This is a genomic window from Actinotignum saccati (genome assembly GCF_051265055.1).
GTDB lineage: Bacteria > Actinomycetota > Actinomycetes > Actinomycetales > Actinomycetaceae > Actinotignum.
The window spans coordinates 1-13,411 of record NZ_JBOZCC010000006.1 but is presented as its reverse complement, the minus strand read 5'-3'; the positions used below and the strand labels follow the sequence as shown (position 1 = coordinate 13,411).

At 57.8% G+C, this 13,411-nt stretch carries 12 protein-coding genes and 1 tRNA gene; 6 read left to right on the top strand and 7 right to left on the bottom strand.

Translation table 11 applies throughout. From position 1 onward, the window contains the following. Positions 1-10: 10 nt before the first annotated feature. From ACRQEC_RS06085 to ACRQEC_RS06070, 4 genes are all read right to left on the bottom strand, one after another. Entirely contained in the window at positions 11-2,986 is a 2,976-nt protein-coding gene (locus ACRQEC_RS06085) for a VaFE repeat-containing surface-anchored protein (protein ID WP_284890623.1), read from the bottom strand. 265 nt (positions 2,987-3,251) lie between these two features. Continuing rightward, complete coding sequence (locus tag ACRQEC_RS06080) at positions 3,252-4,277, bottom strand: hypothetical protein (protein ID WP_284890622.1); 1,026 nt, start codon at positions 4,275-4,277, stop codon at positions 3,252-3,254. Between the two features lie 69 nt (positions 4,278-4,346). Next, complete coding sequence (locus ACRQEC_RS06075; RefSeq protein WP_320756976.1) at positions 4,347-4,730, bottom strand: hypothetical protein; 384 nt, start codon at positions 4,728-4,730, stop codon at positions 4,347-4,349. A 1,171-nt stretch (positions 4,731-5,901) separates the two neighbouring features. Continuing rightward, a complete protein-coding gene (locus tag ACRQEC_RS06070; protein WP_284890620.1) occupies positions 5,902-6,372 on the bottom strand; it encodes a hypothetical protein in 471 nt (156 codons plus the stop codon). 303 nt (positions 6,373-6,675) lie between these two features. Here ACRQEC_RS06070 and ACRQEC_RS06065 point away from each other — a divergent pair, with 303 nt between their 5' ends. The 3 genes from ACRQEC_RS06065 to ACRQEC_RS06055 all read left to right on the top strand — a co-directional run bounded on the left by ACRQEC_RS06065 (position 6,676) and on the right by ACRQEC_RS06055 (position 8,564). Next, positions 6,676-6,960: a hypothetical protein gene (locus ACRQEC_RS06065; RefSeq protein ID WP_284890619.1), complete on the top strand. Its 285-nt coding sequence runs from the start codon at positions 6,676-6,678 to the stop codon at positions 6,958-6,960. 270 nt (positions 6,961-7,230) lie between these two features. Next, complete coding sequence (locus tag ACRQEC_RS06060) at positions 7,231-7,533, top strand: hypothetical protein (protein ID WP_284890617.1); 303 nt, start codon at positions 7,231-7,233, stop codon at positions 7,531-7,533. A 152-nt stretch (positions 7,534-7,685) separates the two neighbouring features. Then, the gene (locus ACRQEC_RS06055; protein ID WP_284890615.1) at positions 7,686-8,564 is read left to right on the top strand and encodes a hypothetical protein; all 879 of its coding nucleotides are present in this window, start codon (positions 7,686-7,688) and stop codon (positions 8,562-8,564) included. Positions 8,565-8,569: 5 nt separating this feature from the next. Here ACRQEC_RS06055 and ACRQEC_RS06050 read toward each other — a convergent pair whose 3' ends face one another. Both ACRQEC_RS06050 and ACRQEC_RS06045 read right to left on the bottom strand, forming a co-directional pair. Further along, positions 8,570-9,127, bottom strand: coding sequence for a hypothetical protein (locus ACRQEC_RS06050; protein WP_284890613.1), 558 nt, complete (start codon positions 9,125-9,127; stop codon positions 8,570-8,572). A gap of 7 nt (positions 9,128-9,134) precedes the next feature. Further along, entirely contained in the window at positions 9,135-9,374 is a 240-nt protein-coding gene (locus tag ACRQEC_RS06045; RefSeq protein ID WP_297556136.1) for a MerR family transcriptional regulator, read from the bottom strand. Positions 9,375-9,484: 110 nt separating this feature from the next. Here ACRQEC_RS06045 and ACRQEC_RS06040 point away from each other — a divergent pair, with 110 nt between their 5' ends. Next, the gene (locus ACRQEC_RS06040) at positions 9,485-9,823 is read left to right on the top strand and encodes a helix-turn-helix domain-containing protein (protein WP_369281070.1); all 339 of its coding nucleotides are present in this window, start codon (positions 9,485-9,487) and stop codon (positions 9,821-9,823) included. On the opposite strand, the gene ACRQEC_RS06035 is transcribed toward ACRQEC_RS06040, so the two are convergent. Next, a tRNA-Met gene (locus ACRQEC_RS06035) sits at positions 9,783-9,856 on the bottom strand. The two genes, ACRQEC_RS06040 and ACRQEC_RS06035, sit on opposite strands and share 41 nt — an antisense overlap. A gap of 186 nt (positions 9,857-10,042) precedes the next feature. Between ACRQEC_RS06035 and ACRQEC_RS06030 the strand changes: the two genes are divergently transcribed. Continuing rightward, a complete protein-coding gene (locus tag ACRQEC_RS06030) occupies positions 10,043-10,927 on the top strand; it encodes a LysR family transcriptional regulator (protein ID WP_284904838.1) in 885 nt (294 codons plus the stop codon). Between the two features lie 269 nt (positions 10,928-11,196). After that, positions 11,197-13,411, top strand: a 2,215-nt coding sequence (locus ACRQEC_RS06025) for a hypothetical protein (RefSeq protein WP_435730302.1), incomplete at its 3' end; no start/stop codon positions are given.

Here is a 13,411-nt window from a genome sequence, read left to right as displayed (position 1 = left end):
GATTTTTTGGTTAGTTGTTACGACGACGCAGCACAGCAGCCGCGCCAACACCGATAAACCCAAGCGCTAGCACGCCGCCGCCGAGGATGCTTGCCCCGGTACGGGTTAGCCGCCGCTTCGACTTGTCGTTATCCCCATCGCCGGGAATCTCCACCGACACGGTCTGCTCGGAGTCCTTCAGGTCATGGTGAACCGAGACGGTGCGGCCGTCTTGTTGGACGGTCTCGAAAACGACGACGCGCTTACCCGCCAGCTTGCTCGCATCGAAACTGATGTCAATGCTCGCGCAGTCGTTCGCGGCCGCCGGAATGAACTTCGAGGTGACCGTCACGGGCTTGCCGTTCGCGTCAAGCAGCGCGTCGCCGTTATCCAGCATGAGAGCCGCAGTGACTTCATACTCTGTGCCCGGCACGAGCGTGCCGGCAACATCGCACACCCGGTCGGTGATCACCGCATTCGGCACCGGCGCGATCACTTTATCGCCGTCGGTCTTGTCGGTCGCCGTGGTTTGAAGCTTCGAGAAACTCACCGTCTGATTCTGGTCATTGATGTCGGCGTGTACGGCGATTTCGCGGCCGTCTTGCGTCAGGCGCTCGAAAGCCACGGTCTGCTTACCTGCAAACAACGACCCGTCCACCACGAACTTCACGGTGGCGGTGCCATTCGGTGTCTCCGGCACAAAAGTCGCCTGAGAAGTCACCTTGTCGCCATTCGTGTCCATGAGTGGCTTGCCGGTCGCCTTATCCATCAAAACACCCTCAAGCTGGTATTCCTTACCAGGCTTCAGGTTCTGATAAGAAACGGTATCGACCAGCTCCACCTTCTCCACGTTCGGCGCGACATGCGTATTCTCGTGGGTCAAGGTCGTGTGAATCGACGGTTCAGGCGTGATGGTGAACTGCTCGGTCACGTCCTCCACCGAGGTCACCAGGGGCTGGACGCGATCATCACCCGCAAACGAGCTGACGAAAACATACGTGCCGGGTAGGTTCTTACCGCTCGCGTCTTGCTTCACCAGCCACGACGTGTCACCCACGCTCGGATAGAACCCGTTCTTCGCAGGAATACTCACGGTCTCGCCAATCTTCTCCGCCTTGGCGCGGTTCGCTTCAGTCACCTCTAGCCCGTGGGGGAAGAACAACACCTCATGCTCAATAGTTGCGGTGTCGGGCTTGAATCCCATACCACCCGCGAAATCCGGGTGATTCTTCGGCAGGCCCGTCACGAACACGTCATCGACCAAATAGGTACCCGACTTGGTGTCGCGAATCGAGAGCGTGGAGTCGATCTGTGCCGGGTAACGCACGCTCGTGGTTTCGTCCGGGAGGCCGAACTGGTCGGCCCACCCGGCCTTAATCCACTTCGCGCTATCCGCGGGCTGGTCTTCAGCCTTTACTTCCCAGACCCACGTGACGAACCCGGCCTTGCTCGTCGGCTGCGAGAGCGTGGCCTTAAGCTCGCCGGGGCCGTTCGCTACAACGGTCACGGACTCAATCAACTCCGCCGATGCCGGAACCGCATCTGCGGTGGCGGGCAGTTCGGTCGGCGAGACGTAATACGCGCTCGCCCGGTAGGTCACCGGCACGAAAGTGCCCTCATCAAACGAACCGTTCGCGGGCACGATGCGTGTCCATTCACCATCCCGATACTGCGGGTCGGCCTTAGCCTCGAAAGTATCGGAGAGGATGGCTCCCTTGTCGATCACCTTCGCGTCAGCAACATGCGAGACACCCACGGGGCGGAAGTCGAAATTCTCCGACGTGGTTTCGTTATCGAGACCGAACGAGTCACTCCAGTTCTGGTGGATGTATTGGCTGTTCGCGCCCTGCTTGGCCTTATCGACGCTCCAAACCCAGGTGACATACCCGCGCTTCGGGGTGGTGAGCTTAGCTTCGAGCTTCTGACCCTCACCGCTGGCGGTGACATCGACGCTGCCGAGAACCTCGGCACCCGCCGGGACAGTACCCGCGGTTGCGGGCTTGGTGCGGCCCGCCCAGTACGCGGTCGCGGTATAAACCACGGGCACGGGAGCACCGTTCACCTGCGTCCACTTACCGTCACCGTAGGATTTATCGACCGAGGTCGTCAGGGTGTCGGTGATCGATCCGTCGAGGTTGATCTCCTGGCTGGTGGCTTGGCTGGTGCCGGTGGGTTGGAAATCAAAAATCACACGCCACGACGGCCCCGGCCCTGTGATGGTCTCAGGATCGTTCGCCGGACGGTTGCCGTAGGTAATCATGTCCTGGACGCTCCCGTCCGAGCCATACTTTGTGAGAGTCGTGCGGAACTTGGTTTTGTAAGCGTAATCCGCTTGAACAACACCATTACCGCTGGCTTTCCATTCGAGTGTGATGGGGTGATCTTGTGTAACGCCCTCCCATACTGTGCTGCCGGTCTCCTTGAAAACGGCAGGCCCTGTGAGCGTAATTTTTACGGGAATATTGGGAACCCAAAAATCAGCGTTATCAGGATGAATACCGATGTTGAATAGCTTGCCCTCGCGCTGGCTCTCGCCCTCTACGTGGCCGGATTCGTAGCCGACTGCTGCACTATTGCGGGCTTCGGCAACGTATTGCAAAGCTCGTGCCCACACATCCGGCTGTTGGGTTTGCGTGGCCCCGGCGATCTCGATAGCTACCGCTGCGCTGTTCTCGAAGTTCGCATGCATGAGCAAGCTCAACGCCGCGAGATTCGTATCATCGCCCGTATTGCCCTGGTACCGGTTGAGGAGCCACGCGGCCTGCGGTGTCGTCAAAGCCAACTCGGGAATATGCTGCGCCGAGTCAGTCAGGGTCGCGATTGAGGTCAGGTCTCCCGGGCCTGGGTCGGCCTTCTTCCCATCAATACACCATTGAGGAGATGCATCAATAGCCGTCCCACCGATTTGCGGTGTCTGGTTGATATGCGGGCCAAGCCGCAAAGCACCCGCGGCATTGATACCGATGAGGTCAATGCCGCGCCCAACCGTGGAATCGTAAGCAGCCATGGCGTTACCGCCAAGCAGACTGGAAAATATGAGTGCGAATGCTGCGAGGAGTGCGGTTAACGTGCCGACAGAGCGGCTTTTGTGCCTAATGCACGTGTTTTTCGACATAATTGTCCTTATGGAATGTTGAGTACCTACACAGCCCCATTAGCGGGGCTTATCTTGACTTCCTAGGGTTGGGGAACAGTTGCAGCTGTTCCCCAACCTGCTAATAAAGTTCTTTTAGAGTGGTGTCACCTCCGTTAGGATCGCGACCCCTGTCGTTCTAGGGGCATTCGTAAGTCCAGCTATTGCCATTGGAGTCTGTTCCCGCGCAGAAATTCCCTCCGGTCGAGGTGTCTACCCATCCGCCGTTGTCCGCCGGAGCAGGCTCAGGAGCTAGGGCAGGGGCGGGTGCTGCGGGTGCCTCATAGGAGTCATCCGACCACGACGAAGACCCGCCGTTTTCCGTTGCGGAATACCCCGAATCTGAGTAGTCGCTCAAGGCTTCCGAACCACCACCAGACACGGCTGCCGGCGCGGACGGTGCCGGAGCCTGCGCGGCCGCCACCTTCCCATTCAACGCATCGACCCGGCCCTGGAGAGCCGCGGCCTTCTCCTTGAGAACAGACAACCGCACGCCCTTCCCGGAAGCCGCGAGAGCCTTGCAGTCCGCGCTCAGGGTGTCAGCTTCGCCGGCCAGACCCTCAACCACGCGGGCATTAGCCGTTGCGGTCTCGCACGACGCCGCGAAACTCGCCGCGTCGCCATTCAGGTAGCTCGCGGTCGCTGCCTCAAACTGCCCGTTGAGCTTCCCGGTCGCGTCCTTGATCTGAGCCGCCTGCGTCTCAAAATCCGCGGCCTTAGCCCGCAGGTTCTCCGCTTGGGACCGCGCCGAATCAGCATCCAAACCCTTAGCATCCGCAGCCTCGAAAGGCTCAGCCAGCCCAGCACGCGCCGCTTCCACAGCCCGGAAGAGTGCCTGGCAGTCCGCGGGCGCGCCGCCATCCGCCTCGCATTGCTCGGCCGTGAAACCAACACCATCGGCCGCGGCTTGCAGCGCGGTGCGGGCTTGCTCGTTGACCGTCACGGCCTCGCTGTAAGCCGCCCGGGCCTCACCGGTGCCACTTGAACGCTGCGCCAGATATACACCAGCGCCGGCCAAGGCCGCGGCCACGATAGCCACGCTCGGCCACAGCCACACACGCCTACGCCGGCTTTGCCCGGTAGCAGTCTCGCCAGCGACGCCGACTGCCTCGTCGCCAGCCACGGCAGTAGCCGTTTCGTCAACCGTGGTTGTTTGCTCGCCCATGGCTCGCCCTTCCTTTCGCTAAAAACTCTCAAAAATCTGCGGTTGTCTTTTCTTCAGCCTAACCCGCCATCAGGCCTTGCCAGAACCCCTACACCGCACCACACCGGCCTCACCCGGCGGCCCAGTCGAGGCCGGCTGCGGGGCAGGCGAGCGAGAGCGGGAAACCCTCGCCCGCAGCCCCTCAGGCATTCCACACACCTCACCCGGATCCGGCCTGGTATCCACCACCACCGCACTACGCGGCTTCGGCGGGCGCGGCGGCCTAGCCAGCGCAATATCGCGGATGCGATGCGCGATGACCCCACCCGGATTGTGAGCATCGCCCAAAGCGTTGCCGGCTAGCTGGGCGCGAATCTCCGCGCGCTGCCAGCCTGCATTGAGCGCGGCCTGCAAATCCCGGGCAACCGCCACAAACCGGGACGGTGCCAAGAAACGCACCAGGTCACGAGGCACGCACTCACCGATCAAGCTCGCTGCCCACTCCTGCCGCGAGCCTGGCGGCTGCGCAGTACTTGACGGTTGCGCAGTGCTCGGCGATTGCCCGCTACCCGGCGGTGTCTGCCCGGCATCCGGCCGACCCGAACCGCTCGGCGTTGGCTCGCGCCGAGCTTGGCCCTCAATGGCCGGGACAGGCTCACAGCGCGCCGGAGGTACCACGGCCGGCGCGGGATGTGGGGTAGTCCCGCCAGGGACACCCCCACCCGCATCCTGCTCGGGATGTTCGACCTGGGAATCATCTTCCACACCAACCACGATGCCAGACCCCTGCGACACAAAAACCGCGGGCTGCGTTGGTTGGTTGGTTAATTCCGAACGTAGTGAGGAATTATTGGATCTCTCTTTAGAGAGATGCGCCGCGGCTGACCGTGCTGCGGTCCACCGTGCTCCGGTAATCCCCGCACGGTGAGAACCTGTGGATAACTCACTACCGGGTTCAACTACCGCGGAATCTCGCGGTTCCCACCGTGCCGAGGTTTTCCAGGCACGGTGAAAATCACCCTCGTTTTCGTTACCCGGGTCACTCCCGAAATTTGAAACTGCCGGACAGTTTGAACCGGGCGTTTCACAGTTATCCACAGGCCTAGCGGCGGCTGTTTCAGGGTTATCCACAAGGGGTACAGCTGTAATGATTGGCTCCGCGCCCTCGCCCGCGCCTCCCGTTGGGACGGAAGACGCTGCCGGCATGGCTGGTGCCTCGTCAAGGCGCACCTCATCTTCCATGCCGAACTCGCCGGCCGGTGCGCTGCGTGTGAACTCGCCCGGGTGGCTCGGACAGGCAACTACCTGGCGGGCGGTGATCGCTCCGCTCTCCATCCGCCCCTGAATCTCACAAAGCGCCTCACCCACGGACACAGGCGTATCAAACATGACCACCAACTCGCGGATCTGCCCCGACGCACGGGTGCGGAACCGGAAACGATAATGCTGCTCTTCTAGGAGCGCGAGGGCTTTACGTGCCCTGTGTTCGCCCATATCCCGGCCCATGAGATCGCGATAACCCACAGGAGCATTCGGCGGTAACGAGAGCGACACGGTGGCCAATGCCAACGCGTCATAAGTGAGGGCGCGGTTGAAGATCATGGAGTTTGGTAGCGCCGTAGCGCCCCGCCGCACTGCAAAGTATTCACCCATGACACACCCCCACATTGCTATCACCAGTGGCTGGCCTATTAGTCACGCCGGGCGTGTGTGTGGCGGCCAGGCTTGCCCGCAACTCACTAACATCCACGCCCGGAACCGATAGGCATTCGGTGACAAACGGGCGAATCTTGAGTGGTAGGCACCGAAACGCAGTCAAAGGCGAGACCGGGTGCTCGAACACTTGCGTGAGCAACCCGTGGCCCTCAGGCAAGCGGCGCTCCCACCGGTAAAACAGCCCGTAGCGTTCAAGCTCGCTTATCGCGCGGGTAACGCGGTCGCGCCCAAACCCACGCCCGGTCAGGGCGCTCACTGTCCGCTCAGCGTTTTTGGGCATGGCCAGCATCGCCACCCACACGCCAAGTGCCTCATACGAAAGATCAGGGTCAAGAACGACATCGCGTTCAAGAAGCACGGGATAAGACCGGACAGAGAAAAACAAACCCGTATCGCTCATACTGCCACCTCCCTGCGGCGCACGAAGCGCGGGCCGCCGTAATAGGGCCGAGGTCGGCTGCCACAAACAAGGGTGTTCGTGGCAGCCCACCCCTTGCCCGCCCGCCGCAGTGGAAAACGCGGCGAGCCACACCACCAATGACGGTGGCGCCTCCCTTTCTTCACCAAAACACGAGAGCGAATCGCACACGGAGTGAGTGTGCAGCGCACACCAACTAACCGGGAGGGAAAAACCGAAACCCTTTCCCTCCCAGCATGGGCGAACCCGCCCGTGTTTCCCTCAGAGATCCCGAAAGGGGAGACTATGGAAACCGTTTGCATGCTTATTGACGCTATTGGCAGTCTTATGTCCGGCTGCGTGGCAGCCCTCACCTTATTGAGGTATGGTTCCAACCCCACACCCACCACACCGGCACCTCCCACGTTGAGCGTGCCAGGCGTATCCAGTCCCGGCGTGGTCATCAACACCGAGAACATCATTATTAATGGCCCGGTATTCATCACCAATAACCCGAACGCGGACGAGACACAGCCCATCCGGGATGCTGCCCCGGACGACGAAGACCACGCTCCTAAAACATCGAGGTAGTCGGGCATAGCGGCAAGACTAGGGTCGGCTGGCTCTCCAGGACTCCGAAGAGCCAGCCGGCCCGCCCGCCGCAGTGGAAAACACGGCGAGCTACACCACCGTTGCCAGTGATGCCTCCCTTTCTTCACCAAAACACGAGAAGAACCCACACACAAAATGTGTGTGTTAGCCGCACTAGTTAAGTAGAGGGAAACAAAAACGCAGACCGTTTCCCTCCGAGTGCGAGCAATCCCGCCCGTGCTCCTACCAACAATCCCGAAAGGGGAGATTATGGAAGCTATTTTCCTGTTTGTTAGCGCGGTTAGTAACGCCATGTCCGCCTGGACCGCAACCCTCACCTTGTGGGGATACGGACCAAAACCCACACCCGCCACACCGAGCACATCGCAGACGCCACGCATGCCGGACATGCCAAGCACGCCAGGCGTAGCCAGTCCCGGCGTGGTTATCAACGCCGAGCACATCATTATTAATGGCCCGGTATTCATCACCAACAGTAGGAATGTGGCAGAACCGCGATCCGTCCGGGACACCGCACATAGTGACGGCGACACCCAAGAAACGGCCGCGTAGCCAACCCGGCTGAGGAATATAGGGTCGGCTGGCTCTCTAGGAGTAGAAAGGGCCAGCCGACCCGCGCGCCAATGGGAAGCGCGCCCACCCACCAACTCACGCATAATAGAAATAACCACAAGCCTATCAACGGAGATGGAAGGGAAGAACATATGCGAACTGCTCGCCGCAAAGACGGAGAAGAATACCTCACGGTCCAAGAATTCAAAGAAAGAGGCCTGGCAGACACCGACATGATCTGCGGTGGGCGCGATCTTCGCGGAAATCTTTGCTCTAGCGGGGTTATTGCCATCAATACCGAGGATGCCGATATTGGCGGGTGGGGTAACACTCCGCACTGGCGCGGAAAGCGACACATCGACTATTGCAATAAATCCTCGAAAAGCCCCACCTATAAAAAGCCAGAAGACGAGAACGAGGAAAGGGTCGTCAAACGATATAAAAACGCTCAGGACATCAATATCGCAATTGACCTTAGACGCGAGGCCGATACGGATGGCGGTGCTACCGGCAAAGATGGTAGCGATGATATTACGGCTGTGGACTCTCAAGGCAAGAAGCGCGGACGCCAAACAGCTAGGGATGGTAAAGGGCGAAAACGACAAGTAGGGTGCCTGAAAAATCTCTTGACCCTGGCCGTCGAGGGAATCCTTGACCAGCACCAGGACGCACAGGTTAACGTGTTGCTTGACGAGGGCCTTATCAAAGGAACCGTCGCCGAGTGTGTGCATAACTGCGCCACCCAAGCTCCCGAACCAGGGAAACTCGGTATTTACTACGGAGTCGTCACAAACGTGCGTGAAGCCGACTACGGGAAGGCGTTCTTGAATTTCCGTAACGGATTCACGATATTCCTCAGTGCAGAGATCTACACGTCCATAGAAGCGGTCAAAAGCTATAAGAACCGCGCAGTTGCTGTCATCGGAACACCCCGAGAAAAGAAGGGCGGCTCTGGAACGCTTATCCGGGTTGACGACATTGAGTACCTGCGCGCCAGCAAAAAGAGATTCGGGCGCAGCCGGCGCTTGTAGTGTTCTTACCATGGGATGATCTCCAGCCACTCACTGAGATCCCCCGCAGAGATCTGCGAGGACGCGGGCGGGAAAACCGATGCTTGGGTAAGCGTGCCCGGTGAAGTGAAAGCCGCGACCTTCAGGCACTCCCCTCCCAGCCACGTACCAATACAGGTGTCTGTATAGTTCGCGGCAATAAGCCCCACAAGCGGGTCAATCTGAGAGTGGGAAACATACACGTCCTCGCCCTCACTAGCGTTGGGGCCGAAAGCCGGGGTCGTGCGGTAAGCCAGGCCACACACCAGCCACGGCAAACACCAACCCCACAGTTCCTCGGGAAGCGTGTCCAGGTCATAGCCCAAGCGAATCTCTCCACCCTCCACGCGCACCTTGAAATGCTCAATCACCCGGCAGGCTTTATCGAAGTGTTCTTCGGGTATCCCGTCCACGTCGAAAGCGACATACACCCACGGGTGACAAACCCGCGCACCCAGTTCTGGTGAGTACACACCCTCATTGGGAATATGCAAATTCCAGCACTGGATAACAACCGACTGCCCCAGCTCGTCCATCGTGTCCATAGGGTGCCTACCCGAAAATTTCTAACTGGCCAGGAACCTCCGCACAGACCTCACTCGTCGCCGTCGGCGAAGCATTCTCCGCAACCGGCGCAAGAATACGATCAACCTCTGACCTGGGGATGCGCCACTGCCCAGACGGGAGTCTCACGGCACGGATGTCGTTCTCGGAGCACCAGCGGGTAACGGTGGTTCTGCTGACGCCCATCAAGGAGGCTACCTCCCTAGTCGTTAGAATCTGTTTCGACATGCCATTCCCTTAGTTATGTGTAACTATCCGAGTTACACGATACGTAACTTGCCGAGTCGTGTCAATAGTGTCGAGTTGCGCGCGGTGTAACCAGGTGTTACGTTTAGTGCATGTCGATTGCTATGGAGAAATTGAACCTCACGAGTGATGAGGCTGTTGGTGTTAATGTTGTCCTTTGGCTTCGCCGCCGAGGGAAGCAGCAGATGGATTTAGCGGAATGGCTAGGTTTGACAAAGGCAAGCGTTTCGCGGAAAACCTTGGGGAAAACTCCGTGGTCTGTTCAGGATCTGGTCGCGACCGCCGCATTCCTAAATGTTCCGATCTCGGCGTTACTCCCGGACTCTGTTGTGGAGCAGGAGCAAGAAAAAAGGTCCCGTGCCTCCGAAGAGAGGCAGGACCTTTCGTCAGTGGCGGGGAGAGGATTTGAACCTCTGACCTCCGGGTTATGAGCCCGGCGAGCTACCGAACTGCTCCACCCCGCGGCGACTGTTCTACTATACGGGCTTTGCGGCATGAATGCAAGTGTGATCGTTGTCTCTTAGGTGCGGATGGTGCATGTGCGTGAGAATCTATTCAAGGTAGCAGGTTCTGCGGTGCGAATTTCGCGAAATTGCGTGGTATAAGTAAACTAACGAAAGTCAAGATATGCATATCTTTATGGGGGCGTGGTGAAGCTGCAGCATCTGGAGGCCTTTGTAGTGGTCGCAAGGGTTGGATCGATCAAAGAAGCTGCGGTTGAGCTGAACTGCAGCCAGCCATCGGTGACCAAGCAAATTCGCGAATTGGAAAAGACCTTAGGCCAAGAACTTCTTGATCGATCTGGACGTGGGGTTCGGCTTACTCCTGTCGGCGTCCTATTTGCTGGCAGGGCCCGGGAGATTCTCAGTCTCTCGCGGCGTACGGTCGAAGAGTTCAGTATGCTGCACGGCGATATTGGTGGACACGTGGTTGTGGGTACTGTTGAAAGCGCCGCTGTCATCGATGTTGCTCGGGCCATTAAACGTGTGCGGGATAAGCATCCTGGAGTTGGCGTAACACTGCGTCGGATACGTAGAGAGACCATTCTGGAAAGGCTTGCGAGTAACGCACTATCTTTTGCCATTGCGCCGGATTCTTGGGATTTGGCGGGGTATGAGCGTCTGTCCTTGCCAACGCAAGATCGGTGGGGGATTTTAGTTCCTGCGGCTTCTTCTCTTGCCGCGAAGGAAAGTGTGAGTGTGGACGATCTAGAAGGTCTTCCTCTTATTTGTCCGGATGATAGCGTGGGGCATCGCCAGTTGGAGCGGTGGCTAGACGATCACGGTGATCAATGCCAGGTTATTTATGACGTGGTTTATCATGCGCCGCAATTGGTTGATGCTGGGGTGGGGTACGCGATCATCAACGATTGCTCGGCTGGGCGGTGCTCGCCTCTTGGACTGGTATTCGTTCCGCTGGCTCCGGCAAGGCGTTCTGCCACGAGTCTGGTCTGGGATCCGAGCCGTGCGCTCACGCGAGTGGAACTAGCATTTTTGGAGGAAGTGCGCGGAGTTTGTGCTCAGATGCGGGAGTAAATAATAATGTGCACACGAAAACAGACCGCAATCCATCATTAATAGAAATATTATTAACACTGCATATTTAGTGAAGTGGTAGTTGGAGCTGGAAATTCAATTTAAGACGACAGCGGTCTGGTGGTGTGACCGGAATTCCAGTTATTTACTTCACATTTTCCTGGGAGATTTCTTAGCAAAACCTGCCAAATAGGTAGAAAGTCCCCTGCGGGGGGGGGGTGTTTAAATGCGAAACACCAGGTCAGAATCGTAATCGTGCGATTAATAAAATGTTATTAAAGCGCGAATTTGCAATTTATAGTTATGTTACGATTCTGAATGATTTAGCTGGTGTGGCGCGTTACTTATTGTGTTTTGGTGATGCTCAGGCGCATCTCTTTCACAAAATTCACCTAAGTGGCGATATGCGCACCCGCAAGTCATCCGATTATCTACCAATGGAGAAAAGATGTCTCACTACACGGGGGCGCCTAATTCGGCACCCGGCATTTTCGCTCCGGCTGGCACGCGAACGCGGGGGGGGGGGTACTCTCCGCAAGAAGTTGTGGGCCGGTATCACGGCTGCAGCTCTCAGCCTGAGCCTCGCCCCAACGTTCAGTGCTCCTTCTGCACATGCTTATGAACTAGAGCGATCAGATGGCGTTCTTGGTGAAATTCAAAGTTCGGTGTACGGCCGGGTTTTCTTTGACCGAGGCGGAAATGTCGCAGTTTTTGACGGCAATGACGAAGGATTAGCCGGCGTCAAGGTATACGCCCAGTGGGTTGACTTTAAGAATAAAAAGCTGAAGGGTGCTGTCTCACCGGTTTATTGGACCGAAACAAAGGCCGATGGCAAGTACTCGATCAAGCTTCCTAAATGGACGGATGCCCTTGGGATTGAGCATGAGTGGAAAGCTCAGGTTGGTCAGGGCTTGCGCATTTGGTCGGATAACCCCGATAAAGCGAAGTATGTGAACTCGTTTGTGGAGTCCGACGGCGTCTTCGTGACCAACGGAATGACGCAACGTTACGTGGGGACGTGGAATGCTATGCCCCAGTCCGCTGCGGAAAACTTCAATATTTCTTACCAGGAACGGCCGCAAATTAGCGAGATGTTCCCGGCGGAAGATACCTGGAAGGAAAGCAAAAATCGACAAGGCGGCGGCTATGTCAAGGGGCGTGTCTTCTATGACCAAAGAAACCTCTTTGGCGCACCCGCAGCGGTCCGCATGTTCCAGGACAGCCTAGGTGATATCGCTGTTCCCAATGTTAAAGTGGTTGGTACCTACGTTCAGGACGAGGTCGCGAATCGCTTTGACGAGTGGAAGAAGAACAACAACGGCTATACCCGTGACCGGTTTAAAGCTGCGCAGCGGGAGATTATGGCCAAGTACGAGCAAGAAACTGGTAAGAGCGCTTTCGCTGAAACCGTTTATGCTATGACCGATGCTCAGGGTCGTTACCATATTCAATTCCAGGGCCTGTGGGGTGACACCTACTACCGCAAGGGAATTGTCAATGCGGGTAAGCATGGGGATCCGGTTCCGGAAGGTCAAGGCTGGTGGGCCAAGGGCAACATGAGCTCGCGGCATATCAACGTCGAATACATGTATGTAGCACCCGTCTTGCCTGAAGGCGTTGGTGGTGCTCTCGATAACTTCCCGGATAACCTCTATCAGTACGGTGCTGAGGTTGCTGACTACGCCACTGATGCCGCTCAGAGTAATATCATCGACCAGGATTTCGCCCTCCGCATGGAGGATCGTGATTTCCAGGTTCTGGAATACAACCAGACCACGAAGCCTGCGGCTCCTGGCGTGACTGTCCAGACTGAGGCAACCGGTTTTGTGCCTTCGAGTAGCCACGAAATTGTGTGGACGGATTCTGAAGGTAACGAGGTACATAAGTGCATCTCCACATCTTCAAACCTGGGAGTCGTGGACTCATGTCCTCTCACGGTTCCGGCTGATCTTGACCATGATGAGATCTATACAGCGACGATCTATCCTGAAGGCTCGCGCGATACTGCGCTAGCCAAGGATGCGTTTGCTGCGAAGCCCACCCCGGAGTACAAGCACACTTTGGTCGACCTTGACACGACCGAGACTGTTGCTTCGCCCCTCCATAAGGAGAACGGGACCAAGCCGCGCGGCGCGTCGTATGCTCCGCTTGATGACAACGCAAAGATCCCCGCGGAACTGCTTGCTGACGTCGACCAAAACAAGGTGAAGGTTGGCTTGCAGCCCTGGGCGACGGTTAATGAGGATGGAACTATTTCGCTTGCGCCGAAGAAGGGCGAAGCTGAGCCGGGTGAGTACCTCATCCCGGTCAAGATGACCACCCCAACAGGCGAGAAGATTCTCCTTGCTCCGATTACGGTGCGTGATCCGAACGCCGATGGTGATAATGACGGCACTCCGGACCTGAAGGATCAGTGTCCTGCTGTTGCTGGGCCGGCTTCTAATAATGGTTGCCCGGCTTGGGGTGATGGTGATGGTAAGCCTG